This window comes from Enterococcus sp. C57 (assembly GCF_040887305.1).
Classification (GTDB): Bacteria; Bacillota; Bacilli; order Lactobacillales; family Enterococcaceae; genus Enterococcus_B; species Enterococcus_B hirae.
The window spans coordinates 101671-126975 of record NZ_JBFOFP010000010.1; the positions used below are offsets into that span (position 1 = coordinate 101671).

The 25305-nt window shown below is 34.1% G+C and carries 38 protein-coding genes; all 38 read right to left on the reverse strand.

The annotated features are described in order from the left end of the window. Window positions 1-125: 125 nt before the first annotated feature. Entirely contained in the window at window positions 126-1391 is a 1266-nt protein-coding gene (locus AB5M32_RS12085; protein WP_081115336.1) for a LysM peptidoglycan-binding domain-containing protein, read from the reverse strand. Between the two features lie 4 nt (window positions 1392-1395). After that, complete coding sequence (locus AB5M32_RS12090) at window positions 1396-1599, reverse strand: phage holin (protein WP_081126476.1); 204 nt, start codon at window positions 1597-1599, stop codon at window positions 1396-1398. Further along, a complete protein-coding gene (locus tag AB5M32_RS12095; RefSeq protein ID WP_010718827.1) occupies window positions 1599-1820 on the reverse strand; it encodes a hypothetical protein in 222 nt (73 codons plus the stop codon). Before AB5M32_RS12095 ends, AB5M32_RS12090 begins: the two co-directional genes overlap by 1 nt. A gap of 47 nt (window positions 1821-1867) precedes the next feature. Further along, the gene (locus AB5M32_RS12100; RefSeq protein WP_081115523.1) at window positions 1868-2002 is read right to left on the reverse strand and encodes an XkdX family protein; all 135 of its coding nucleotides are present in this window, start codon (window positions 2000-2002) and stop codon (window positions 1868-1870) included. Further along, window positions 1989-2324 carry a hypothetical protein gene (locus AB5M32_RS12105; protein ID WP_081115524.1) on the reverse strand — a complete coding sequence of 112 codons (336 nt, stop codon included), beginning with the start codon at window positions 2322-2324 and terminating at the stop codon, window positions 1989-1991. The genes AB5M32_RS12100 and AB5M32_RS12105 overlap by 14 nt, the downstream gene beginning before the upstream one ends. Before the next feature lie 11 nt (window positions 2325-2335). Further along, window positions 2336-2809 carry a hypothetical protein gene (locus AB5M32_RS12110; protein WP_368024482.1) on the reverse strand — a complete coding sequence of 158 codons (474 nt, stop codon included), beginning with the start codon at window positions 2807-2809 and terminating at the stop codon, window positions 2336-2338. Continuing rightward, window positions 2743-3762, reverse strand: a complete 1020-nt coding sequence (locus AB5M32_RS12115) for a BppU family phage baseplate upper protein (protein ID WP_368024483.1) — start codon at window positions 3760-3762, stop codon at window positions 2743-2745. Before AB5M32_RS12115 ends, AB5M32_RS12110 begins: the two co-directional genes overlap by 67 nt. 35 nt (window positions 3763-3797) lie before the next feature. Next, on the reverse strand, window positions 3798-3911 hold the full coding sequence (locus AB5M32_RS12120) for a CD1375 family protein (protein WP_252710568.1): 114 nt from the start codon (window positions 3909-3911) through the stop codon (window positions 3798-3800). Window position 3912: 1 nt separating this feature from the next. Continuing rightward, on the reverse strand, window positions 3913-4266 hold the full coding sequence (locus AB5M32_RS12125; protein ID WP_081115526.1) for a hypothetical protein: 354 nt from the start codon (window positions 4264-4266) through the stop codon (window positions 3913-3915). A gap of 15 nt (window positions 4267-4281) precedes the next feature. Beyond that, on the reverse strand, window positions 4282-4806 hold the full coding sequence (locus tag AB5M32_RS12130; protein ID WP_161440310.1) for a hypothetical protein: 525 nt from the start codon (window positions 4804-4806) through the stop codon (window positions 4282-4284). Continuing rightward, entirely contained in the window at window positions 4806-5165 is a 360-nt protein-coding gene (locus AB5M32_RS12135) for a hypothetical protein (RefSeq protein ID WP_081115334.1), read from the reverse strand. The genes AB5M32_RS12130 and AB5M32_RS12135 overlap by 1 nt, the downstream gene beginning before the upstream one ends. A 3-nt stretch (window positions 5166-5168) precedes the next feature. Beyond that, window positions 5169-5786, reverse strand: coding sequence for a hypothetical protein (locus tag AB5M32_RS12140; RefSeq protein WP_081115333.1), 618 nt, complete (start codon window positions 5784-5786; stop codon window positions 5169-5171). After that, window positions 5786-6694, reverse strand: coding sequence for a phage baseplate upper protein (locus AB5M32_RS12145; protein ID WP_368024484.1), 909 nt, complete (start codon window positions 6692-6694; stop codon window positions 5786-5788). Before AB5M32_RS12145 ends, AB5M32_RS12140 begins: the two co-directional genes overlap by 1 nt. 12 nt (window positions 6695-6706) lie before the next feature. Beyond that, a complete protein-coding gene (locus AB5M32_RS12150; RefSeq protein WP_181914800.1) occupies window positions 6707-9469 on the reverse strand; it encodes a phage tail spike protein in 2763 nt (920 codons plus the stop codon). Next, window positions 9466-10215 (reverse strand): phage tail protein, encoded by a 750-nt coding sequence (locus AB5M32_RS12155; protein ID WP_220381012.1) that lies wholly within the window; start codon window positions 10213-10215, stop codon window positions 9466-9468. Before AB5M32_RS12155 ends, AB5M32_RS12150 begins: the two co-directional genes overlap by 4 nt. 5 nt (window positions 10216-10220) lie before the next feature. After that, window positions 10221-12743: a phage tail tape measure protein gene (locus AB5M32_RS12160; RefSeq protein ID WP_368024485.1), complete on the reverse strand. Its 2523-nt coding sequence runs from the start codon at window positions 12741-12743 to the stop codon at window positions 10221-10223. 15 nt (window positions 12744-12758) lie between these two features. Beyond that, the gene (locus AB5M32_RS12165) at window positions 12759-12962 is read right to left on the reverse strand and encodes a hypothetical protein (protein ID WP_081186458.1); all 204 of its coding nucleotides are present in this window, start codon (window positions 12960-12962) and stop codon (window positions 12759-12761) included. Window positions 12963-12970: 8 nt separating this feature from the next. Continuing rightward, window positions 12971-13333, reverse strand: a complete 363-nt coding sequence (locus AB5M32_RS12170; protein WP_010720111.1) for a hypothetical protein — start codon at window positions 13331-13333, stop codon at window positions 12971-12973. 2 nt (window positions 13334-13335) lie between these two features. Next, on the reverse strand, window positions 13336-13935 hold the full coding sequence (locus AB5M32_RS12175; RefSeq protein WP_010720112.1) for a major tail protein: 600 nt from the start codon (window positions 13933-13935) through the stop codon (window positions 13336-13338). 16 nt (window positions 13936-13951) lie between these two features. Next, the gene (locus tag AB5M32_RS12180) at window positions 13952-14275 is read right to left on the reverse strand and encodes a hypothetical protein (protein ID WP_002341985.1); all 324 of its coding nucleotides are present in this window, start codon (window positions 14273-14275) and stop codon (window positions 13952-13954) included. Beyond that, entirely contained in the window at window positions 14272-14652 is a 381-nt protein-coding gene (locus tag AB5M32_RS12185; RefSeq protein WP_010720113.1) for an HK97 gp10 family phage protein, read from the reverse strand. The genes AB5M32_RS12180 and AB5M32_RS12185 overlap by 4 nt, the downstream gene beginning before the upstream one ends. Beyond that, window positions 14645-14965: a phage head closure protein gene (locus AB5M32_RS12190; RefSeq protein WP_010720114.1), complete on the reverse strand. Its 321-nt coding sequence runs from the start codon at window positions 14963-14965 to the stop codon at window positions 14645-14647. The genes AB5M32_RS12185 and AB5M32_RS12190 overlap by 8 nt, the downstream gene beginning before the upstream one ends. A gap of 2 nt (window positions 14966-14967) precedes the next feature. Beyond that, window positions 14968-15234, reverse strand: a complete 267-nt coding sequence (locus AB5M32_RS12195; RefSeq protein ID WP_081186459.1) for a hypothetical protein — start codon at window positions 15232-15234, stop codon at window positions 14968-14970. A gap of 28 nt (window positions 15235-15262) precedes the next feature. After that, entirely contained in the window at window positions 15263-15406 is a 144-nt protein-coding gene (locus tag AB5M32_RS12200) for a HeH/LEM domain-containing protein (protein ID WP_080291191.1), read from the reverse strand. Between the two features lie 2 nt (window positions 15407-15408). Beyond that, window positions 15409-16677, reverse strand: coding sequence for a phage major capsid protein (locus AB5M32_RS12205; protein ID WP_081186460.1), 1269 nt, complete (start codon window positions 16675-16677; stop codon window positions 15409-15411). Between the two features lie 2 nt (window positions 16678-16679). Further along, complete coding sequence (locus tag AB5M32_RS12210) at window positions 16680-17261, reverse strand: HK97 family phage prohead protease (protein WP_368024486.1); 582 nt, start codon at window positions 17259-17261, stop codon at window positions 16680-16682. Continuing rightward, a complete protein-coding gene (locus tag AB5M32_RS12215) occupies window positions 17258-18460 on the reverse strand; it encodes a phage portal protein (protein WP_081186462.1) in 1203 nt (400 codons plus the stop codon). The genes AB5M32_RS12210 and AB5M32_RS12215 overlap by 4 nt, the downstream gene beginning before the upstream one ends. 21 nt (window positions 18461-18481) lie before the next feature. Next, on the reverse strand, window positions 18482-20269 hold the full coding sequence (locus AB5M32_RS12220; RefSeq protein WP_368024487.1) for a terminase large subunit: 1788 nt from the start codon (window positions 20267-20269) through the stop codon (window positions 18482-18484). Window positions 20270-20273: 4 nt separating this feature from the next. Continuing rightward, window positions 20274-20633: a P27 family phage terminase small subunit gene (locus AB5M32_RS12225; protein WP_002341976.1), complete on the reverse strand. Its 360-nt coding sequence runs from the start codon at window positions 20631-20633 to the stop codon at window positions 20274-20276. 182 nt (window positions 20634-20815) lie between these two features. Beyond that, window positions 20816-21148 carry a hypothetical protein gene (locus AB5M32_RS12230; RefSeq protein ID WP_034866422.1) on the reverse strand — a complete coding sequence of 111 codons (333 nt, stop codon included), beginning with the start codon at window positions 21146-21148 and terminating at the stop codon, window positions 20816-20818. After that, on the reverse strand, window positions 21138-21464 hold the full coding sequence (locus AB5M32_RS12235; protein WP_201701234.1) for a hypothetical protein: 327 nt from the start codon (window positions 21462-21464) through the stop codon (window positions 21138-21140). The genes AB5M32_RS12230 and AB5M32_RS12235 overlap by 11 nt, the downstream gene beginning before the upstream one ends. Window positions 21465-22377: 913 nt before the next feature. Next, window positions 22378-22857 carry a hypothetical protein gene (locus AB5M32_RS12240; protein WP_201701235.1) on the reverse strand — a complete coding sequence of 160 codons (480 nt, stop codon included), beginning with the start codon at window positions 22855-22857 and terminating at the stop codon, window positions 22378-22380. 61 nt (window positions 22858-22918) lie between these two features. Further along, entirely contained in the window at window positions 22919-23320 is a 402-nt protein-coding gene (locus AB5M32_RS12245) for an ArpU family phage packaging/lysis transcriptional regulator (protein WP_236592746.1), read from the reverse strand. A gap of 180 nt (window positions 23321-23500) precedes the next feature. After that, window positions 23501-23731: a hypothetical protein gene (locus AB5M32_RS12250; protein ID WP_201701236.1), complete on the reverse strand. Its 231-nt coding sequence runs from the start codon at window positions 23729-23731 to the stop codon at window positions 23501-23503. Then, window positions 23728-23973: an ASCH/PUA domain-containing protein gene (locus AB5M32_RS12255; RefSeq protein WP_236592747.1), complete on the reverse strand. Its 246-nt coding sequence runs from the start codon at window positions 23971-23973 to the stop codon at window positions 23728-23730. Before AB5M32_RS12255 ends, AB5M32_RS12250 begins: the two co-directional genes overlap by 4 nt. Then, window positions 23970-24332, reverse strand: a complete 363-nt coding sequence (locus AB5M32_RS12260) for a hypothetical protein (RefSeq protein ID WP_368024489.1) — start codon at window positions 24330-24332, stop codon at window positions 23970-23972. The genes AB5M32_RS12255 and AB5M32_RS12260 overlap by 4 nt, the downstream gene beginning before the upstream one ends. Before the next feature lie 8 nt (window positions 24333-24340). Further along, window positions 24341-24931 (reverse strand): DUF1642 domain-containing protein, encoded by a 591-nt coding sequence (locus tag AB5M32_RS12265; RefSeq protein WP_201701238.1) that lies wholly within the window; start codon window positions 24929-24931, stop codon window positions 24341-24343. Then, window positions 24928-25305 (reverse strand): YopX family protein (locus tag AB5M32_RS12270; RefSeq protein ID WP_368024488.1); only part of this gene is annotated, 378 nt, incomplete at its 5' end. The genes AB5M32_RS12270 and AB5M32_RS12265, both read right to left, overlap by 4 nt.

The window sequence follows — 25305 nt, forward strand, 5'->3', positions numbered from 1 at the left end:
CAAACTAAATTTGAATCATTATATATATTTAGACGTTCTGGTTTTTTTTATAAATTAAAAATATATAGACTAGGATATTATTTATATAAAAATTTTTATGTACTGCTCCTCAAAGAGGAGCTTTTTTAATATGAAAGTGTCTGACCCGGATAAATCAAATCAGGATTGGATAATCCATTGCGCTGTGCCAGCACTTGATACGTTATACCTAACCTAGATGCGATTGATGATAAATTATCGCCATATTGAACTGTATATGTTCTAGCTGTACTTACTGCACCACTTACTTTCAACACTTGTCCAGCATAAATCATGTTAGGATTGCTCAATCCATTTAGTGATGCTAAAGCTTGATATGTGGTGCTATATCTTGTAGCGATTGAAGATAAAGTTTCGCCGTATTGAACAACATGGGTTTGAGCAACTAATGGTTGTTCTGCAACTGTCGTAGAATCTGGTAAAAGTTCTACATTAGATTTGTCGATCCAAGATAAAATATTCGCAAGTAAAATTTTATTGCCATCAATTTGTTGAACCTTGTAGCTTTCACCTTTCACCCATTGTGGAATAGCCTCACCAGTCGCCCATTGATTAGCTGAGAAATCCACCTTAACTGTATCACCAACTTTGATCTCTAATTTTGGCGTTTCACTTGTTTCTTCTCCTGCATTGATTGCTGGCGTTTCTGTTTGTGGCTTATCTGAGTTAGTATAGCCATTATCAGTGATCCCTGTTAAATCGACATTTCCATCCAATCCCCCTGCAATATAAGTAGATGTAAACTGCCAAATAGCAACCCCATCCATACTTGGAAAATAGTTATACAACGGTTCTGGAGTTACATTATAGCTAGGATACCCGGCAATCCATAAAGAGTTAGGAAATTCTTTAATAATTCTCTTATAATCAACATATTTTAATGTGAAAGGTTTATAGCTATAATACATTGGTGTATACCCAGCTTGTCTAATACGTCGCATACCGTACAAAATTGTTTCTGTATTTGCATTTCTATCAGAACTAGCGCCGTGTTCAAAATCTAAAGCTACAATCGAGTCTTTAGGTGTTTGAATCTTGGGTAAGAAATAATCCATTGTCTGTTTAGCGATATCCATATTTCCATAGGTGTCATACCAGATATAGGTATGCGCTCGTTTTCCTTGCGCAATAGCACTTGCTACTTGTGTTTTGTATGTGCGCTGCTCGTAAATGCCATTAGCGTTATACCCGCCAATTTGAGCAATAGCAAATTTATCATGAGCATAACCAAAACGCCCTTGATCTCCTTGATAAATCGCCCAATCCACACCCTGATCGCCTTTGGCGGCAAAAACATTTATAGGCAACAAAAAAAGAGCTACGAGAGCTCCTGCTAAAATTTTCTTTTTCATTCGTTTACTCCTTATCTTTTAAATTGTAAGCTGATACCCCTGTAATTACTCCTAAAAATGTTGCTACTGCATTGATAGTTAATACTGTCATATCAGTGTCATTCCATCCATACGCTTTTCCTAACGTGGCTACTAATACAGATAAAGTGGGCAATACCGTAAGTACTGTCCATTTAATAATTTGATAATATTTATCGGGTAAAATCATTACTTCTCGCCTCCTTTCATTTCCTGAATATCATGTTCTGCTTCATTCATCCGTCCTTCTAATAGAAAAGTACGTTCAACAATATGGTTATGCTTTTCAACTTTTTTCTCCAATTGTTCAATTCGATAAATGGTCAGTTTATTTGAAAAAACAATGCCTGCAAACGTACCAACCAATGTTCCTGCAATACTTAAAGCAGAAATAATCGCATCAATACTCATAGTTCACCAACTTTTCAACAAAAAAAGCACACTCCACGGAGCATGTTTTAACTTTCTTTATTAATAATTTTATCTGCTTCTTCTTCCGTAATACTTCCTTGTGCCACATAACTCATAACGTCTGCTTTAGTATACACACCTAAATCATAGAAAAATTTGATGTCTTCTTTACTTGGATACATTTGGCACGCCTCCTTCTGTAATTACGACATCTTCTTTCGGAAAAACAACGTCTTGAATCTTTTCTACGATTCCTCTTAATTTTGTCAATTCCTTCATCGTATTTGCCATAATTTGATTCGAACGAACATACGTATCATATGGTACCCCTCGAACCCACATCCACTGGTTGTTTTCCCAATCAAACCCTGCAATCATCACATCTGGGCCTTTTGGCGGTTCGACTTCTGTGAATGGTCGTGAAGTCGTTGAATCTTTAGGCGCTAACCAGATTTCATAACCTTGTCCTACTACTTTATAGACAACTTTCATGTTTTCGTTCATAAAATTTCCTCCTAATTTTTAAATACTTCATTCCATAATTGTTGAATTTGTGTCTGCATTTGATCAATCGTTGGATCTCGTTTGTAATAGAGAATATCTGTCAAGTAAATTCGATAAGTAAATTGCAATATAGTTTTTCCGTAATACAAAGAAGTATACGCCCCTTTTTCACCCATCATAGAAATATTGACACGTCCTTGATTATCTAGAAACTGACATCCATTTGCTTTCAGAATAGTATTCGTCATTGTTTGATATTTATTTTTTTCACTATTATGCCCATATTCCATCCATTGCTCAGTGTGATTGTCATACCACAAACTTCCTAGTCCGCCTTTTCGGCTACTTGAGCCTTCTGCTCTCGATTCATGAGTGGCATAACCGTACGTACTAGGTGTAATAGAATAAAGACATTTTTCTACAAGTGCACTTGCTGTGTCAGGGTTTCTGCTTTCAATCCAAGAAAATAATCGTCTCCTAACCAATGTCTGACTTCTTCAACAATGTTCCATTGAATCCGCAAAAAAGGATATTGAGGATTATTATCATATCCTGAACATGTCGCACTCCATACCTTATTTCCTCGTAATGCTTCATAACCATTTGCTTTCACAGCATCTGGATAGTCCCGCATTTCATCATATCTCGTATAAGGAGTAGGCATGGAAAAATATTTTTCTCCTATAAATACGACTTCAGTCGCAATATTTTGATTTTCTACCATGCTCCCTACGATTTTTCCATTAAAATTAAGTTCTCTTGTAAATTCAAAATAGCCTTGTGCCAAACCAATAACCAAATCATTCACAGTAAGTACTCCATTATCAGCAATCAACTGAAGCAATCGATTGGTTTCTCTTTGATTAACTTCTACTTTTTGACTAAGTGATTGGACTTGTTCGGTCACTTGACCAACGCTAGCCTCTAATTCTGGTCTTAGTGTTTCAATGGCTTCTTTTTCACTTTCTGCTAAATCAAAAATTTCTTTTTTGATTTGTTCGAAGTCTTTGATGTATACCTCACTTGCTTCTTCAATTTCACTTTCAATTTTTGAACGGATAACTGTAAAAGTGAAGGCTAGCTCATCACTGTGAGAGCCATCTTCGAAATCAAGATACACGTATCCTTTTACTTCGCCTTCATAATTTAATAACTGGTCAGGCAGAGGATAAGTCACAATCCCACTTTCAGGGTATTCAATAATCGGTTGACTATCGATTGCAGTAAATTTCTTTTCTTGGCCATCTTGATTGATGGTTAGTAAAATTTTAAATGTAGTATTGGTGAGATCGACAATTTGATAATCTTGATCACGGAACAAAAATTCTAATACTACAGAACCTTTGTCATAACTATAAAAAACAAAGCCTGTATCTTGGCCATGTCTTCCCTTTACTTTTGTATTGACTTTTATTCGACCAATTTTTTTAAACGTCATTTACTACACCTCCTTCCCAAATAATAAAAGCTATTCTACTCAGTCGCATCTTGAGCTAGAATAGCTTGAACTTTCTTTTTTAGTGTTTTTGGCACATCATCAATCGTTTTCTTTCCTTTTCTGATTAAGTCCGCATAGATGTTTTCCATGTTACTCACTCCCTAATGAAGATTCATAAATTTCGGTCATTGCTACTTGTAAATTCGTAACTTGTTCATTTAATGATTGATTATTTTCTTTAAACGCTTGATTTTCCTCTTGAACTTGTTCAAGCTGTTGTTCGGTCTTACGATGGATTTCTTCCAACAACTCTAGTTTTTTAGAGAAATCTTGTGTGACAACTTCTTCCCATTTCCGTTCACTCGGATTCCAAAACTGACGATCTAACGGAATATCTGGTAATGGTGGTACCAAGGTATACGGCACTCCTTCTGGAAAATCATCTGGCATGTTTTCCCATACCTTGCAACCTACTGGATACATATATTCATACATTGTTTTCATTAGTTATTCCCCCTATTAATTTGGCCACGCATCATTTGTAAAATAGACGATGGTTCCAGAGCAAGTTTGATTTTCTGGTAAATTTGTAGTAGAAACCATCACAGAAATTCCCGAAGCATTCGCATAAACAGATAATGCAGGATTTCGATTGGTTTTATTCGCCAAAGTTCCACCCCAACCTGTTAGCGAAATCGGAGTATATCCTTTCGGAAAAGCCATTAAATTTTTCCATCCAGCAAAATTTGATGATTTATTTGTAATCTCAAAATTGGCTACTATAAGACGCCCCCATCGTTCAAATCTGACTAAACTTTCATTGGTAAAATCTGTTGTATTCGTTGTTTTTACTGTTTTTGAAACAAAACGATCTAAAGCTACTGGTGTATCATTCACTGTTGGCGTTTGTAAAAAGTTTTTAAAACCATCAACTGACTGATTACCAGATGTTTGTACTAATACTTCAGCTCCATCAATTGCTCTAAAATGAGTTTTTAAATATTTAGGAACACCATTTTCTTTTAATTGCACAATATCAGACATTAAACTTCGCCTACTTTCTCAAATATAATTTTTGCTACTCCATCTAATTTTGCTTTGTCTTCTTTGGACATCAACCCATTAGCAGTTGTCGTAGCTACAGATGTCGTTGTTGCATTAACTCCAGGATCTCCCTTATCTCCTTTTGGTAATACAAAATTGAATCTAGCCACAGATGAGGTTCCTACATTTGTAACAGAAGCAGTAGATCCACTAGTAACTGTACCTACAGTAATAGTTGCAGCTTGCCCAGGATCTCCTTTATCCCCTTTAATAGTTTCGGGTTTGCCTTCTACAGCATTCCAATGAGTTTGTGGAAAAACCTGTACACCGCTTTGTTTTACCTTTACGATATCTGTCATTCTCTATACCTCCCCAATTTTTTCAAAAGTAAAATTTGGAATTCTTTCATTGGTGTAGCTTTTAGCTTGGTCAACTGCTTCTTGAAATTTTTGATCCACATATAATTGATTAACCCCACCAGATTCACTCCCGCCTGTAGAACTAATCGTCCCATCTTCTGCAATTGATATATTTGCACCTGCTTTTAATATTTTTAGAGATTCTAATTTTCCCTTTAATTCTTCAGAGAAATTGAAGTCTGTTTGCTTAGTTGCAGATAAAACTCCTTCTTCAGTAACTTCTAAGAGTTCCCCAACTTTTATACCTCCTAATTGTTCAGGGGTAGCAATCGGCAAAATATATGTTCCACCTTCTCCATTTACAATCTTTTGAAACATTTCAGCAGTAAGAATACCATCGCTTGTCTCGCTTGCATAAGGTAGTTCAGTAATTGCATTCTCTAATCCTAAATCAGCTTTCGTTAAAATGACTGCACCATATTTACCATTAACCGAAAGAACTTTTGATTGTCCTGATATCATTTTTTCTATGCCTAAAACTGCAGAAACATGTGTAATTGGCATAAATTGACGTTTAACACCAGATTCATCAGTTTCCATCATTCTCTTTACTTTAACCATCAAATCACCCCAACTTTCTCAAGAGTGAATACATTTTGTTTTTCATCATCAATGGTGGCTATAACTAATGCTCCTTCGGATATATCACTTTCAATAGTTTCTACTTTTTCTACCTCATGATTCTTAGAAAATAAATCATCTTGTAAAACATCCACCATTTCAATTTCACCGTATTCGATAGTAAATAAACTTTCTCTCAATTTTTCGAATAAATAATCCATATCTGCAAGCAAACGTTCTGAAATTGAATTGTGTCGTTTTCCTTGAATATCCACTCTCGCATCCATCAATTCCGCAAGCATCGTTCCTCCAGGATCAATTGTTTTTAAAATATCCTTGATTGATTCAAACCATGCCAAATAGTCTGATTCTTGTCCTTCTCTCCAATCTTGGAAACTGTGTTCCTGTTCTTGTCTCCAACGATCAAATTCTTCTTTCCTTTCATTCATCCAGTCCGTAAAATCGCCTTGATTTTCATTAATAAAGTCCGTCATATCCGCGATTAAATCTTCGATTGATTGCCAATAAGAACCCATTTCTCCTTCTGTTTTTGAAACAGCATTGATGACAAAATAAGAGAAGTCTTGAGTTGTTCCAATCAAGTCTTCTCCTTTAAATATAATGAAATTGGCTGTTTGTCGATGTAAACACTGCATGGAATATTTATCAAAAATATAGTTAATTTTCCCTTTTTTAGCATCCACAATTTTTGTTTCTAATTGGACTGGATATTTCCCACCTACAACTGATTCAAAATATACCTTACATTCTGATAAATCGTAGGGAAGACCATTTTCAACCATAGTCGCTTCCATAACTTCAGTGTTTTTATTGCCTTGTCGAACTTGAATCATCCCCACGTAATTATAGGGTTCTGTTGTACTTAATATGACATTCCACTTTGCCATTAAATCACCTCCCTATTTTGGTGGTATGACAATGGAAGAAATTGCACTTGCACTATAATACTGGCGATCTAACTTTCCACAAATCATACCTAACTCTGTATTTTGTTCATAAGTTTGCATACGACCATTAGCTAAGCCTCGGATAACGCCAGTATGTCCATAAGTTCCATCTGCAAACCATGAACCCACTTGTCCACCTCTTGCCCAATTAATAATTGCACCAACTACTAATTGATCGTATCTAGGGTTTTGAATCACTTTCCAACCAACAGCAGACCAATCATAGGCAATACCAATATCAGATGCTGCAGAAGTATTTCCTATCACATGAGTTAAACCATATTTTGTTCCAGCACCCATGCCACAACCACCCAGATATCCTGAATATTCTGCAGACAAGGCATAACACTGACCATTACCAATTCGTTGTCCAATCAAAGACTCTAAATGTTTCAGTCCAGCTTCTCCAGTAGCTCCTCCTGGTTTTAAATCTTTAAACTTGTTATACCAGTTCACAGCATAATCTTGACGTTCAGGATGTGTCGCTGCCGGACGTTCATAGTTCCGTTCAAAAGCGTATGCTGCTTGTCTTGTATCAGTACAAGCCTTAAATCCATCAAACGTAGTAGGTTGTACCACACCCATCCATTGCCCGTTTGTAAATGTCCAAATAAGCAATCGAACTTGTGCATCTAAGCTCGTTATTGGTTCTTTAATACCTGCAGCATTAAATAAGTTTTGAACATAAACTTTTCCATCCCATGTTGCTGGACCAACAAGAGGATATGAAGAACCATCCCACTGGACAATTCCGTAAGCAGGTCCACCAATCTGTACAGTATCAGGATCAAAAGTTCCTCCTGTTTCTTGTTGAATGTTCCCCAATATTCCACATGCAGATTGTTTCGTAAATCCGTTATTACACAAAATATCGTAAATTCTCCAAGCTCTCTTTTCTGCATCTGTTTTTAATTCACTAGGATACCCACCAGTAGATTCTCCACCTCCTGATGGACCACCACCTTGTCCAGGAATTATTTCTTTTCCTTTAACTGTAAGTTTTCCTTGTACATCTAAGTCTCCAAAATAAATTGCTTTACCATTTCCTAATAAAACTAATCCTTTACCGACTTTAGGAGAAATCAAAATATATTTGCCGTCTCCATTTGTACGAATAACTAAAGAATTATCTTCAATAGGTGTGGGAGTAGAAGCTCCAGGAAAAGGATTACCAGCAGAATCAGTTGTACCAATCGTTCCAATTGAACTATTAGAATTCCAAAACTCCATTCCTTTTTTAGTTAACTCCATTATTTTCTTTTTGTTATTCCAAATTTGAAGTAGTCCATTAACTAATTTCAATACATCTCCAGTTTTATTAAAAGAGTTTTGAAAGATATCTGCCTTTATTAAGCCTGTTTGAATAAAATTAGCATTAAACTTACCATCTAAAGTCCATGCGGTATCAAATGGTCCTTGCCACCCTTTTGATGAGAAGCCTATTCCGCTTTTATTTATTCGTAAAACAAGTTTTGCTTCTTCTAATTTAGGATGATCACAAAAGAATAAATCAGTCGGTCGATTCTTAGGCCACCATATAACATGACCACCATCATTACCAGAAATAATATTGGTGACTATATCAATAAAATCACTTGCATATTTTTTACCTGTATACCCTTTTAACGTATTTGATATTTCTTGTTTCTGTTTCTCAAAGAAGGTATATTGTGTATCGCCGGCTTCTAAAGATTCAACTCGCTCGTTTAAAGAATCATAAATTACTTTAGTTATTTGAGCAGTAATATTAATCTTAAAACGTTCATGAAAAATATCAAATGTATCAAATAATCCAACTTCACGAAATTTTTTAAATCGTTTTGCTAAAGCTGTATCTTCCATTTTTCGAATGTTCAATTCAATAGATATATTTGGTTGATCACAATTAGGATTCATGGAACTAAAATATTTCTTTGATACTTCATTTAAACTTTTTTGATCTGTAACACCTTGATCTTCTGTAAATTGAACATATTCTGAATAAATCTCGCCATCATACTTATTGATATTAAGTGAATCTACTGGATTTCCAAATATCCGTTCTGTTTCCCCTTCATTATTTTGTACATCTGCATAAGGAAAAATTCGAGTTAGTAACCCATCAAAATTAGTTTCAACTTTCAAACCAGTTAAATTTTTTCTGTATCTAAAAGTTGTCACATGATCTCTACCTCTTCGGTTTAATAAAGATAATTTGAATGGCTCATGTTTCATCTCGCCACCAAATATTTGGTTTAAAGAACCCTCTATTCCCTTAATACATTTTAAAGGATTGGATACTTCGATACTTGTTGATCCTACACGAGTAATATCACTAAACAAACGAATATCACTAGATTGATCCATTGATTTTTCTAAACACTTCATTGCTTCTTGACAAGTAGCTCGCTCAAATTCTAATTTCTTCACCGCACGATTTCCAAGTTTCATAGTTCTAGATTTTCCGTAAACATATAATAATCCTGTAGCCATATCTTTATAATGATTGTAAATATAAAAAATATGAAAATCATCCGTTGCGTTAGGTTTACATTTGATCTGATAATTATGATCTTCTAATTGACTTGAAAATTTAGCATTGATTGAAAAACTTAATTCGACAGTATAACTGCCATTTGCTTCCTCTGTCACTAGACATTTTCTACAATCAGATAATATGCCAATACCTCCAGCGGTAAAATCTGTGTCTGTAGGACTATATAATACTGGTTTCATATCTTAGTTTGCCACCTCGGTTCAATAACAATCTTTTTTACATTACTATTCCAAATAATCCGATTCTCACCAGAATCTAAATAAGGATAAACTTGGTTACTTAACAACTTCTTATGTTCATTTACTAAAACACCATCTACCTCACGATAAGTTTCCATCACATCTGGATCAGAATCGATTGTAATATCTGAAGTTACATTGGAACATTTTGTCTCTCTTCCATTAATAGAAATTGTCACATTGCCTGATCCATATATTGTAATTTTGGGATAAGATGGATATCTTTCTGGATTATAAATTGAACCCTGTTTTTCTAAGATAACAGGGTTCATTCCTAGAACATTTTTTTTGAAAGGAGCAATACTTAAATCAAACGAAAAAGGAACTCCTCTTAATGTATGAAAAGTTCCTTCGAAATTTGGTTCATTTATTACAATCGCTTGATAAATATATATCGGATCCCAATAAGGTACAAAATCTACATATTCTCCTTTTGTATCCAGTGCTTCTGTAATCAAATCTTCATAATATTGAATGTGTTCCAGTGTAGGTGATAAATAAAAACAATTTAAAGTTTGTTCAACATTTGTATAGTAACCACCATCGTTAACTGCTAACTTATTTAATCCAGAAACTTCTTCTAAATTAAATACCCTTTTAGCTTTTTTCTTTTCTGGTCTCTCACAAATAAATGCATTAAATTCTTTACTCCAATGATTTCCGAGTTTAAACCAACCATCAATCATGATTATCACCCACTAAATTCATTTTTATTTTTTAAATCAACAAACTTATACATCAAATATTCAGCAATTTGATCTAATATTTCTTTTGGTAAATTACCATAAGCTGTTAGATGTAAATGGATTTCATCTTTTGCTTGTTGTTTAGACAAACCTACATCTACAGCTTTTTGAATATAAGCCATTAGCTTATCTAGAGGCGCAATAGCTTCTTTACCAGCTTCACCGCCACCTAACAATTTATTTCCAGAAGCGCCAAAAATTGTCGGTTTAGTTAAAATCCCACCATCAGCAAACCATTTTACGTCAATCCCTGATGGATAAGAAAATTTTTTACCAAATATTTTATTAGAACTCCATTTCAAACTAAAATGGGGCATTGGTGGAAGTTCAATTTTAGGAATTTTTAATTTTAAAAATTTAAACAATTTTTTTATTGCGTTTAATTTATCATCAAAAGATCCGAACATAAAACTAGTAAGTGTTTTTACAGAGTTAGATAGTATCTTAAATGTTGCATCTGCAGGACCAGAAAATTGTGCCCAAAATTTTGACCACCATTCTTTTAGCTTGTTCCATTTATCAGAAAACCAATCAGTAATGGAACCCCAATTTTTTATTACTGTTATAGCTCCTGCTACAGCAGCTACAAAAATTCCTAATGCTACAATAACTGGACCGCCAACTATCCCTGCTAAAGCTCCCATAGCAACTACAACCCCAGTAATAACGCCTATTAGTGTACCTATTCCTAAAAAAGCTACAATAAAGGTTTTTACTGGACCTGGCAAATTTTGAAATATCTTTAAAATTTTTGTTAATGAATCTAACAGAGGTACTAAAGCTATTGCTAGTTCTTCACCTAATGGAGCTAAAGCTAACTTCAGCTCATTCCATGCTCCTTGCATTTTTTGACTAGTTGTAGTGGTATCATTATTTAATTTATCTGCTGCTCCTTGAACATCCTCATAGCCACCTTTAACACTCATTAGAGAAGTTAATACTTTTAAACTGTTATCCTCTCCTAAAGCGCTCCAAACAGTAGATGCTAAAGATAACGCTTCGGTTTTATTTTCCATCTCTCCTAAATCAGTAAGGAGCGACTGGATAACTTCTGCTTGAGAAGCTTCACCACTCTTATATGATTCAAATAACTCTTTAGATTTTTGAGAAAATGAATCAATATTTTCTTCTATACGTCCATCAGTTAAAGAAATTCCTATTTCTTTAACAACATCATTCACTTTGTCTAAATTATATGCCCCATTACGAGTACCATTCTCTAAAATTTGGAAAGTTTCTGAGGCGCTAAAGCCCATTTGAGACCATAACTGTGAGTATTCAGCCATATTATCTCCAACTTCATCTGCCCATGTACTGCCATTCCTTTGGAGAGCAACTGTGATCATATCCAATGCTTGTTTACCAGTAATTCCGTAATTTTGTTGCATAGCTGCAACTCCACGAATAGTTTCTTTTAAATCAACTCCAAAAGTATTTTCTAAAACTTTCGCATCTTGAACCAATTGACTCAAATCTTGGTTACTCATATCGCCAAGGTTTTTAGATACTAAAGCTACCGCATCTGCAGCATCATTCATGTCGTCGAAAAGTCCACTACTAAAAATATCTTTTAAAGCTTGTTCGTATTTTTTTGAGGATTCTGTTCCTGCGACTCCCATAGAAGCGTTTAATTTCTTTTGAGCATCTTCTACTTCTGTAAAAGCTTCAATAGTTTTTCCAGCCATATCTTTGGCTTTATCAGACATTTCACTTAGAGACTCACCAGCATCCAACAGATTGCCTTTGTCGATTTTATCGTCAATTTCTTCTAAAGTGTCACCTATTTTATCTAAAGCATCATCTGCTTTATTAGCATCACTTTTTAAACTATTTAAATCAGAAGAAACCTTTTGAACAGAATTTCCATCATCAATTGAATCGAGTGCTTGTTTCATTTTGTTGATGTCTGCTGTTTGTCCCAATGCAGCTCTACCAATTTTATTTAATGCATCTTCAAGTTGAGAGGAATTGGCTTTTCCTTCTTTGATTGCTGTCGTTAGACGTGTTCCTAAAACGTCTGAAAAATCATTGATATCTGTTCCTGTAGCTTCAAAAAAAGTGGATAATCGCTGTGTATTTTGAGCAAGTTTTTCTTGTTCTACTCTCATATTCGATAATTGCCCTTTAAAACCATTTAGAGCACCTTCAGTGGCTTCAATTTCTCGCTTAAACTTCCGATATTGTTCCTCACCAATTTCTCCTGATTTAAATTGCCTTTCTACATCCGCTTGAGCGTCTTTCAGTGCTTCCAATTTATTGGTAGTTAATTCAACTTGTCGAGAAAGCAATTCTTGCTTCTGTGAGAGTAATTCAACGTTATTAGGATTTAGTTTTAACAAACGTTCTACATCTTTCAATTCTTTCGATACATTTGTCGATTGATTAACAATATCTTTCAATCCAGATGTTACGCCTTTAGTATCTGCATCAAGTGCAATTGTAATTCCTGAAATTTTCTTTTTAGCCATCCATCCCCCTCCTTTCTAAAATGCATCAAAGTCTGCTTGAGTCGCTTTTCTAGTTTTAGATTTTGTAGATGTTTTTTCTTGATGATTATCTATCCATTCTTGAACGAAATCTAAGCAGTCACCTATTTCCATTAACTGCATTTCTTCATTTGATAAACCTACTTGTTTGCAAATAAAAAGAAATGACTCCGTAGTAAGTGTTTCGTCACTAGAAGCCATTTCATCGTTTACTTTTTTTTAGTTTGTATACTATGGGAAATCAACTCTTGTAATTCTCCAGCAAAGTCTGCTAATGGTAAAGAATCCAAACTTTCTAACCAAGTGATTGGATCAGGAATAGTTGAATCTGCCGCTTTAGCATAAGTCCATACAAAATTATATAAAAGAGTTAATTCTACCCTTTTCAAATCATCATATGAAATATCATTTAAGTTAAAACTACCATCTTCATTTTGATTGTCTAAAGCTTTCGCTAAAGTTAAGAGGTCTGCAAAAAAATCACTTCCAAATTGCATCTTATACCGCAAAGGTGTTGCAGCATTAGAAGCTAATCGAATTTCAGTAGCACCAATCTTAATTGTTTTTTCCATAATTAAGCAACTGCTCCTTTTTCATAAACTTTTGTAAACCATTTGTCATAAACACCAGACGGAGTATCTGGTCTTGTTTTAGTTTTTACAGCTTTATCAGAAGGCCGTGGTCCGGCACTAAATGTTAATTCTGACGTATTTGGATCTCCTGAATCCTTAGTTGTCGATCCTACCGTTGGACGATTTGCTGTACAATAATACAACACATGTCGAGTTGCTGTTTTATCTCCTTCAAATTGGAACATTAGAGCAAAAGGAGAAGTCTCAGCATTCGCATACTCTGTTTGAACTTTATCAGTATCATCTACTTTTTCTCCCAAAATATCTACAGCAAAATCTTCGGGAATTCGAGCGCAGGTATAGGTTCCGTCGTATCCTTGATTGTTTGGAGAAGTATAATAATCAACATTATCTGCTTTAAACTTAATCAGATCTCCAGAAGGTTCAATGGATAATTCAACTGCACCAGGAAAATGAACCGGCGTTCCATAAGTAATTTCTCCCGTTTCTGGATTTAAAGTCGCTTTAGCATAATAAACATTTTCCAATCCAAACTCTACACGATTCTTTTCAGCACTTACTGCTCTTTCTTTTTGTGCCATTTCTTTCACCTCTATTTTAAATATTGATTTCGTAAGCTTTTAAATACATTTGTTCGGATGACAAATAAGTTTCATAAGTATCAAAAGGAATTTTGTTTGTACTAAGTAATTCCTCTAATTTATTTTCTTCACGAATATTCTTGGTATTTGTATATAATTCAATGATAACGTCCGTCTTTTTGAGAAACACCTCATTATCAGCATAAAAATTATCACTTGAATTTTCATAGTAAAGTAAATAGGGTAATTCTGGTACTTGTCCTGGTTTCCATTCACGATAAGAAATAGGTAAATTCATTTGATCCAGCAATTGTTTCAATTCAGTTAACAACATACTCATTTCAACCTCCTAATCAACTCTTTTTCTAACGAAGAAACGGCCTTTTCTTCTGCGATAGCTATATGAGGTTGTCCTTTTACTTTCCCTATGGTTCGTCCGCCTCGTTTTAGAGCGTGACCATTTTCTAACAAGTGTGTTAATCGATAAGTAGGATCTTTTTGAAAAACAATTTGTCCAGTAGGACCTTGCTTTCTTTTGGTCCAATTACGTGCATATTTTCCAGAACGTTTTGGACTACTACGCTTTAATTCCTGAACAGTTTCTTTCGCCACAAGCTCTGTTGCTTCCCCTGCTTCTAATTCAACTTCTTTACTATATGACTTAACTACATTAGAAATTTCTTTTGATAATTCGCTAATGTGGATTGAATTACTCATTCCTATCACCTAAATTCAAACGGCAAATAACTTCTAACTCTTCATAATTTCTTTGATATGTTCGAATAATTTTGTATTTATTTCCTTCGAATTTAAGGTAGTTTTCTCCAGAATACTCATAAGGATGAATAATAAACAAATGAAGGTTCTCTATACCATTTTGTCCAGCCTGATAAAATTCGCCTCTACTTACATTATCCTCGTAAGCCATTACTGGATTTTCTTTGTATTTAGCTATCTGATTTCCTATTTCATCACTAGTAAATCCATCGTTTTCAAGAAGAAAAATATCTAAATCCCATGTCTTATCCATATTTATCCCTTCTTCATCGAAAGTACTAAATTATGCAATCTAAATTGTAAATTTCTTGGCATAACACCTTCACCTCTCGATCGATATCGCCAAGCTGAAAAATCAACAATAAACATGATATGAAGATCATCATTATTATCAATTATAATTCCTTGTTCGGATTCTAATTCACTAATCACACTGTCAATAATTGATAACAAATACTCATTTCGCTTATCTGTCATGATACCTAAATTTACTTTTAATAACTCTAAAATTTGAGTATTCATAGTCGTCTCCTAATAAGAAAAGAGGAAACTAGTCTGTTTCCTCTAATAATGTTAATAACTCTTTTTTGCTCGCATTTGATTTATAACTAATATTTTTTTCGTCAAGAATATTTTTTAAATCAGGAATCGTCAAAGACTCGTAACTATTTTTTGCCAGTCTTGACTCTGGCATCGTTACTCCCCCACTGTATCTAATGTTACTTCTACAAACGCTTCAGGCACTACTGGTTTTCCATCATAACGCCCTAAACCACGAACAGCTGTTTGATCTTCTCTGAATTTATAATGACCTGACATATCTACACGAACCGATTCACGTTCTACCAAAGTGTATTTATCAAACACTCCAAATAAGAGTTTATCTTGAGGTAAGTAGTTATTGAAAACTACTTTTAATCCTAAGAAGTTAGGTTGTGCTAAATTAGGTAATTGAACAACATCTACTCCATTAGAATTTACATGAAGCGTTAGCGTAGCAATTCGATTATAGTAAGTTTGACGATGCATAACAGCTACAATCTCACCAGTAGCATCTTCCCCAGTATCAATCAATCCTAACACTGGAATTAGTTCTTCATAAGTTGGTTTTTTTGTTACTTTATTTTTGCCAGGAATTTTAGGAAGGATTCCATCAGGTTGTTTATCATCCTTTCCTGTACCAGTAACAATGGCTTTATCCAACCCTTTTGCAATAGATCGTGCAATTCGTTTCGTTAAATAATCATCTAAATTAATAACAGAATCCTCTAATAGAGAATTATCAATATAGACAATTCGACCAATTTTGAAACCGTCAAACTCAACTGCAGTTAGTTTAGAATCATCATTTTCTGGTAATGCTCCTCGCATTTCTAACCAAGTTGCTTCACTAGTATCTACATCTAAAATTAATTTCACACGACCTTTAGCAATCACTTTGTCAACTAATGGATATAGCGTAGTAAAATCACCAATACGCTCACGAATACGGTTGACAATGACGTCTGGAATGATTAATTCTGCGCCACTTGGTCCATCTGGCAAAACTTGACCATTTGCACGCATTTGAAGTCTTTCACGTAGTTCATTATAAAATTCTTTCACATCTGAACGTTCATGATAATCTGTATTAGTTTTTGCTCTGGTATTTTGTTTTACTGCCATATCTCTTTCCTCTCCTTTATTTGAAGGTTTCTTTTCATTCAACTGTGTTAATTCTTCTTCCAAAGAATTGATTTCTTCTTCTAGTTCTTGGATTTGTTGATCATGAGGTTCTTTTTCTTCATTAAATTTATTGACCTCATCTTCCACTACTTGTTGTTCTTCGTCTGTTTTAGCTTCTTCAATGGCGGTTTCTAACTCTTTTTCTCGCTTTTGAAATTCAGCATCTTTTTCTCTTAATGAATTAAGCATTTCTTTTTTATTAGTAATTTTTCTTTGTAGCATGATTTGTTTTAATGCCATGATTATTTCCCCCTATTTTTTAATTGATCTAATAAATTTTTACGCCACTGCTTCATCTGTTTTTCGCGATATTGCTCTAGTTGATTATGCCTAGCTTGTACTCCTGTGTCTTCATAAGCAGGGAATGTTACTACAGAAACTTCATGAAGATCAATTTCTTTTAACAACCACTTCACCGTGCCATATTCTCTCCAATCAGTTTCTTCATTCAAAATATTAAAACCAAATGAACATTGATCTACGTCACCACGTTTTACACGTTCATATAGATTTAAAGCATCTGAATCATTTTCGTTTATGGTAATTTGTCCCCATAAACCTCTAGAATCAACGCTTAATTTCAATGTCCCTGACTTGTTCCTACCTAAAACTAGAGTAGTTTCATGGTTTGTTAACGCTCGTATATCATTGCTCAAGGAGCCGTTGAAAGCTTCTGGTGAGATTTCTTCAAAAGCGCCTGACCAAAGCTCTGTTTCTTTATTAAAAACAGCAAAATAACCTTCAATAATTTTTTCTCCTGTTGTTTCTTCTCTGGTAGAAAAATTAGTGGCCATGGAACGTGTTTGATCTTCTTTTACACTCACTCAGAATCACCACCCTTTAATTTATTTTGTTCTCCAATCATTCCTTGAGGAATAAAGTTTTCTAAGATAATCAGATCATCTAATCCTTTTTTAGGAGAATCACCTATCATATTCAAAACATCATTTCCTGTATAGATTCCTCGAATATATAAATTCATCCCAATTTCTGCTAATTCTTTAATATCGTAAGCCATTAAACTCTTAGAATTACATTTGAAATACCAATTTGGATTTTCAAGAAGCCCTTTAGTCAGTGTTTGTTGAAAAACATCTGCAATAGCTTTAATTCTTGTACGAACGAAATTGTTATACTCATCTTTATCAAAAGTACCTACACCTAAAATAAACGCAGGTACATCTAGCAATGCTGCGACAGTTTTCTTATCGATTTCTACAGATTCATTGATTGCAATATCTTTTAACGATAATGGTTTTACTTGTTGTACATCCAATAGCTCTGCAGGAATAATCCATGGCTCTCCTGGTCGAGATTCACCTAAATATTTGTCCTTGATTTGCTGTCTCCCAGCTTCACTTGCAATACTTTCATTCATTGCATCAACCTTTACAATGACATTGGGCATATATTGACCACTCATGAATGATTTTTTAGTCGTATTTGCTTGACGTAAATTATGAGTAACATCTCGTAGTTGAATCCTATAACCCGTTCCTCTCCATGGTTGTTCTGGATCAGGATTGATTGCAAAATGTAAAACTTCATCTGGATTATAAGTTGATGCTCCATATTTAATTTGATATCCTTCATCCAGTTCTATAAAGCTTACTTTGGAAGGCTTTAGCGGTTTCAATTCACGAATAAATCCATCTCTCATTTCTGGAAATACAATCGCATTTCCATCTCCTGGAAGTAACATCGAATACACAATGTTATAGACCCAATTCTTTCTAGTCATATAAGAATAAGGTTCAATATCGATTTTTCTAGATAATTCATTTTTAATACGAATATCTCCACTATCTGAATTTTCCATTAAGTGAATCGTCATTCCTGATACTAAATCAGCAATTTTTTGACAAGCTGTTTTTACTTCTGGATTATCAGACAGTCGAGTATAACCTGGAACTAATACTTCTCTTGCAACATCTGACATAAAAAAACCAACCGTAGGATCACTTGATCCTGATGGTTGGGGTTCTGATCGTATTTTATTGGCTTTTCTTCTTTTTTTAGACAAAGGAAATCACTCTTTCTTCTTTTAATATTTACGATTTAACCATTCTGTGCCAACATTACCAAATGCCATATCTTCTAGCATCTGGCAACAGCTAAATACACTTGCATCAAACAAATCAACACGCTGAACTCCGCCGTCACCATCTAGTTTATCGTACTGAATCATATCATCTGTTTTTTCAATTGCTCGCACATTCTGAACACAATATTCATAGGCATCGGAATGTAAGTAATAGAACTGTTTATTTTTGACTTTTACCTCGATATGACGGAAGCCTTCTGATTTCTTATAAAAGTATTGTGGTTGATCTTTAATTTTAAATCCTGCTTTTTTCATTTTAAAAAAGAACTCTCGACCAAACTTTTTATCAAAACCAACGAGTTTAATTTTGAAGCCTTTTTGTTTCATAGAAATAAACCAATTAACAATATCATCATGTAAAACGGTAGGAGTATTACTCATTGTGAGCCAGCCATCTTCTTTCCAACCAAACAATGGTATTCCATCTTCTTCTACTTTCTTTACAGCAGCTAATTTAGGGAAGAAAGCATGAGTAATACAGATATCTACTCCTTTATACGAACCATACAAAGCACCTGCAGTTAAATCATGTAATTTAGATAAATCAGCTCCTCCATACCAAACAATTGGTAATTTTGCTAAATCTTCTAATGTCCAATCATACTGCATATCAGAGCTTCTAAATTCATTAATATCGAAATATGCATCCATTGCATTGGTAAATACATTCAACGTTTTATTTAGAAATTCTGTTTTTAATTGTGGTTCATTCATTGCTTGTGAGGCATCATCTAATAGTTCATCCAAAGTCACTGTCACATTGATAGAAGGAGTACACATTTCTAATACTTCTGGATCATCAATAGTGGTAATTTCTCCTTTACTATTTAAAATATTACCTTCTTCGTCTTGATCTGCTTTACAAATGAAAATGAAATAAGAATCATATGCTGAATCAGTAATTGAACCATTTAATACCTTTTGTAAGGTTTTTAAACGATTAGCTAAGAAACCATCAGGAATATCTCCTGCGGTTGAAATCCCTATTAATAATTTATTCCGATATGCCTTCATCGCATTTTTCATTAAAGTGTATTTTTTTGCTCCTGCTCGTTTCCAAGAATGTAGTTCGTCTAATACTAGACAGTTACAGTTTAATGAATCGAGTTTATCTTCTTGGTTCGCAATTGCAAATATGTCACTTGTACCATCACCGAAATCTATTGAAATGGAATGTTCTTGATTGTTATCACGTATTCTTAGTTTTTCAACGTCTTCTTTTAATTCGTTGACGTTATCAACTAAAAAATTAAAGCATTCTAGAGTTTGTTTAACTGAATTTGCAACAATGTAAGCTTTAGAACCCGATCGTCTATCTAAAATGCTTTTTGCTTCGGTTAGCGCAGCACTAAATGCTGTTTTCCCCTGTTTTCGTGGTAAAAAAATAAGCGCTTCTTTAAAACGCCTAATATCTGAACCTTTTTCAAAAAATCCAAATAAATTCACACAAACAAATTTTTGCCAATCAGTCAGCAATAATGGTTGCCCTTTATAACTCACACCATTTTTATCTTCTCCTTGAACATGATGAATTGTACCTTCAATTAAATTAATGACAAAATCAAATTGTTCTTGTCTAAAATCAATATCTGTTCGTTCCAGATCTTTTAAAAAACGTTCACATGCTAGTCTCCTATCTAAATTAGCTAGTATTTTAAAATTAACAATTGATTTTGCATAATTTAAAGCTATTTCAAAATGCTTAGATGTAATATTCGATAAATCCATCTGATCACATCTGTTGTTGTTCTAAAAGTTTAGCAAAAGCGGATTTCTCTTTTTTAGGCATTTCTACTTCAGCTTGATAGGTTCTAGCATTCAACATTAATCGATCAGAATAAGTACCTATATCTTTTCGAAGGTTTTCTAAACTTGCTAAAATTGGCGATTTCTTCCCACCGCTTTTTTCTGTTTCCAAAATAATTTCATAGCCTTGTCTTTCAAACTCACGACTTAGATAATTGTATTGATAAACCATATCAGAATAAACTTCTATAATTTGATTGTATTGTGGCTTATATGTTCCTAATTCCTTCATATATTTAATTGTGCGTTTTTTTATACTTTCACGTTTTGGGATATTTTTAGACAAGTTATCACCTCCTCAAATCAAGATATATTACTGCGAAAAAAAGGGCTTTTTTCTGCACGGTTTTAAACGATAAAAACAGCTCTATTAATTGCTATTATCGTATTTCATCTCAAGGAAAAAATTTTTTCAAAAAGTCCTCGCTATTGGAAAAAGTTCCCATATCCGTTTCCCAAAAAGTAATTTTAGATTTCAAAAGGAGGGGGGGATTCTCTATCCTTTTTCCAACGCTCAAACTCTTTCTGCCTTTTTCTTTGCCAATATAAACCTTCACCAATAATCTCATCATTCTCTCGATCGTGAAACGTATTATGTTTTTTGTGTGTTAATGGTAATAAGTTCCAATCAACAAAAGCTAACTCAGGATATTCTTTTCTTGGATAAATATGATGGACCATTTCTGCTTTCACTCGAATACCATATCTCTTGCTTTCTTGACATTCATATTGATATCTTCTTAATATTGCATTCTTCTTTTTGATCCATCGTTTACTTTTATAAAACGAATCAATTGTCATTGTTACTCTTCTCTTGATTCTCTTTATAGTTTGTTCTAATTATTTCAGCCCCCATCTTCTCATACCATTCAACTGTTTCTTTTAAATTTGGCAATGTATGAGATAACAATTGAATCGTTAAATCAACAGTATCTTTCGAAAAAATGTTGTCAAAATATCGATCTACCTTATTACCAATAACCACATAGGCGTAATTACCATTCCAATGATCTCTCAAACCATTAGGATTATTTTCAGATTCAATAGCTATCTTATAAACTTCTGCCATATTTACATTTACATTGATTGTTAGCATTGCTTCATGAAAATCATTCATAGATAAAACTCCTTTCAAAATAAAAAGACCACTCAACGAGTGATCTAATATGTAAAAACTACACCTCAGAGGAGCTCATGGGGTATAGCTCTAGCATGCTATATAATTGAGATTGCCTATTCATCTTGTAGTAGCCATAGAATAGTATATGGGTCTGATTGCCTCCACTACTACTCAATCTCAATGCGGTTTTACTTTCGGGATCTTGTACCGCAAACCCAAAGTCGCTGGAGTGGGATTGCACCACTCATGTACTAGTCCGCTCTAGTTTTGTACAAGGTCCCAGTAGTGCGCCGTACGCAACCTACCTTCACCTTCGCGTCTCTCTATTTCCGCCACAGCGACATAAGTGTATTGCGAAATTATTTTTAGTCGTTATATAATTAATTAAGGAGGTTTTTCATATGCCTAATTATGTTATTGATACAACACCTACAAAAAATAATACTCACATACTACATGAAATAGACTGTCCATATGCCCCTGACAAAAATCATTCGATTGAAATTGGATACTATATAGAATGTTCATCAGCGCTCCGATATATTCGTATCAAAAAACCAAATTTAAATGTTTCTGGATGCAAATACTGTTGTCGTTCTTGTTGCAGTAAAAAATAATTGTATTGCTAGCTATCTTTTGAGGATAGCTAATTTTTTTATATCAAAACAGACAGCAACCAGTTGATATAGATAAACAATGGAAAGTAAAGGAGGTTTTCACTTCCTTTTTCGTATTTTTGTGATTAGTTGGTTGCTGTCCATCAAAGCATAATTACAACGATGAGGGAGACTACCTCCCTTCGTTTATTTTGTCGATCCTGTTTCCTAATCTTTCGACATTAATAGAATATCATGCTGTATACAATACTGACATAGCTACAATGTTCGAACATTTAGTGAACATTGGAATTTTAAAATAAACTGATTTGTTCAGGTTCGTCTCTTCGATTATTGTAATAATCAATCTCATTAAGTTTGTTTTGTCTGTCTATCTTGTTCATTTCATATTCATCTAAGAAATTCAAAGTTTTGCGAATATCAGCATGTCTTTGTCTAACATAAGATGCGCTGTAGCCAATCTCTTCCGCTATTATCTCTAATGAACAACCCTCGACATACTTTTTTCGAATGATCTCATTATCAATTCCTTTAAAAGAGTTAATAATAGCCAGCATTTCTTTGCGTTGCTCTTCGAGTAAATCAATTTCATTTTCTATCTTTTGAATATTTTCTTCCAAAGAAGCTGATCTAGAATTCTTTTCGATGCGGACGTCTGCTAAATCTCCATAGACCCACCGATTCAATTCAAGCTTACTTTTATTAAGATTCCATTTTAAGTAAAGAATCTGCTCATCAAGTTCTTGATAATCTTTTAACCACTGAAACCTCACAAACGCCACCCCTTATGGTAAAATAGTATTGCGTTGCTATCTCGTTAAGAGGTGGCTTTTTTTATTTTTTATAAGACAGTAATTCTCCTGAATTATATGCTTCAGCAAATTCAATCACTGCAACTGATTTCTTTCGTTCGATGGTTCTACCAGAATAGCCTAATTTTTCTCCTATTTGATCTATCGTTAATTTTTCAGGATAACAATAACTATAATAAAGGATTTGAAAATGGATTTTACTTAAAAGTTTTAATGCATATATAATTGAATCTCTAGTTTTTTTCAGTTCGATTATTTCACTATTTCGGGCTAACTCATATTTAGTTCCTTTAATAATTGTCATTGTATTAAAATCTACTTTGACTGAACCGATTAAACGTTCTATATTTCGATAACTACGAAGAAATTCTCTTACATTTTTTCTTGTCTTCTTATCATCAATTTCAGCAAAAATTTTTATCAATTACGCTTTTCTCCCTTCTTCAAAAGTTTTGAGTTAGCCGTTCCATTCTGAATCGCCTTTTGTTCCAAACGGCGTTTTTTCTTCTTGATTTTCGATTTCGTCTTTCCCATTATTTCTTGTTCCCTTCTTGGATGATTACTAACATAGAAACGAAAAGCACAATAAAGATAAAATGATAGATCATTCTTTTTCCTCCAAGTCTAATCCAATATATTCGGCTTCAGAAAACCACTCATCACATTCTGGATTAATTCCCCACACCGTGGATGTTTTCTTTTTCATTGCTGTTTTTGTTTTATATATTAGAAACCCCATACCATCAATAGCACATAGAAAACGATACGTTTTACCTTTTTTATACCAGCCTCTTTTATATTTTTCTTGTAGTTCTTCCAATGTCATTTTTATCATTCCGCTTCTTCCAATCCTCGAATTCCCAACACAACATATCCATTTTTCTGCATGTAATCAGTGATGTAAGTGATCTCTGCTTTGTACAAATCTCCTGTGTAGCTCTCACCAGTCCATTCTCTCAAAATCAGTAGATCATTGACTTTGTAATCACGATCATTCTTGCGAATTTCAAATTGTTTACGTCCGCTTGTTACTGCTTCAAAGTATTCTGGCAGTATTTTTAGTTCGTGTATTTTCATTCCGCTTCCTCCTGTCCCAATCCCCATTGAGCGAATGCTGCTAGGACTTCATATTCTTGTTTACAATCCAATAGTTTATAAGCTTTGCGTACTTTATCAGGTAATTTTCCTAGTAAATTTTTATCAGAAAAAGCATTAACAGATAATATTGGTGCTTCTCTAGTTAAAATTGTCTCGCTTTTCAACCACTCCAACACGATTTTCTGGTTGTCGTTGGGTTCTAGCTCTTCTATCGCCTGTAAATTTACTAACGCATAATTGAAGCCTTCTATAAAGCTATGATTTACTGTTTTATTCGGATCATCATTTTCAATGTACTCTTTTTCGAGTCTATCTGCTTCAGCTTCTAGCCATTTCAACGCCTTGCTCATCCTTCCGCCACCTCTTCCACTGGCACAGCAAATGGCCAGAATCTTTCATCAATTGCTTTTACTTTCTTTTCAGTGAAAGTTGGGATATATGCTTTGTTATTTGTACGATCAATGCTTCCCTCTTCATCTAAAAAAGTATATTTCCATCCACCTGTATTTTCACTCAGTATCACATGATATTCCGGTTCTTTCTCTACCTCGTATCCGTATAACAAAGCTTCTATTGCTTTCTTTTTATTAGGATAATTGTCACTACATTTATCAACAATCCAGTACAATAGCTCTTTGTTTTCTGATGATGATCCGTTTTCGCTAAGTTCAAAATCAACACCATATCCCCAACCTGCACGTGCAACAAGTGAAATAGCATAAAATTTGTCATGTTTTGCTATAACTCGTTTTGCCCAATCATCAAAAAACTTCGGCATCACATGCTTCTGCGGTTCGTCTAGTTGTTCTAAATCATCTAGGATTTCTTTATAAAGATCATATTTAAGTTGCTCGCTAATTAAATTTCTATTGGGGCAATATGGTCTTAATTTAGCTATTTCTGCAGTATATTTGTCGATCAATTCCTGTTTATTCATAGCTGTTCCTCCAATAACTCGCTATTTTCCCAAATATTCCCGATAACTTCGTATTCCACAGGAATAACTGATGAATACCCCATTTTTGTATAAACATTGAATCCGATATAGTAAATCAAATCACCAAAATCTTCTTCATGCTCTTGTTCTCCAAATGTCACTATTTTTTTAACACCATCCGCAAGTACTATATCCCCCTCAAATATTTCTACGCCATTCTTATCTTTCAGTCCTGCGGACTGCATTAATTCAATATTTCTCACATGATACGATTTCAATTCAGAAGGAGTTTTCCAATATTCAATAGAGTTGACCTTTCCACTTTTAGTAAAATGTAAGACTGCTACGTCTCTCATTACATTCTGTCGTTTATC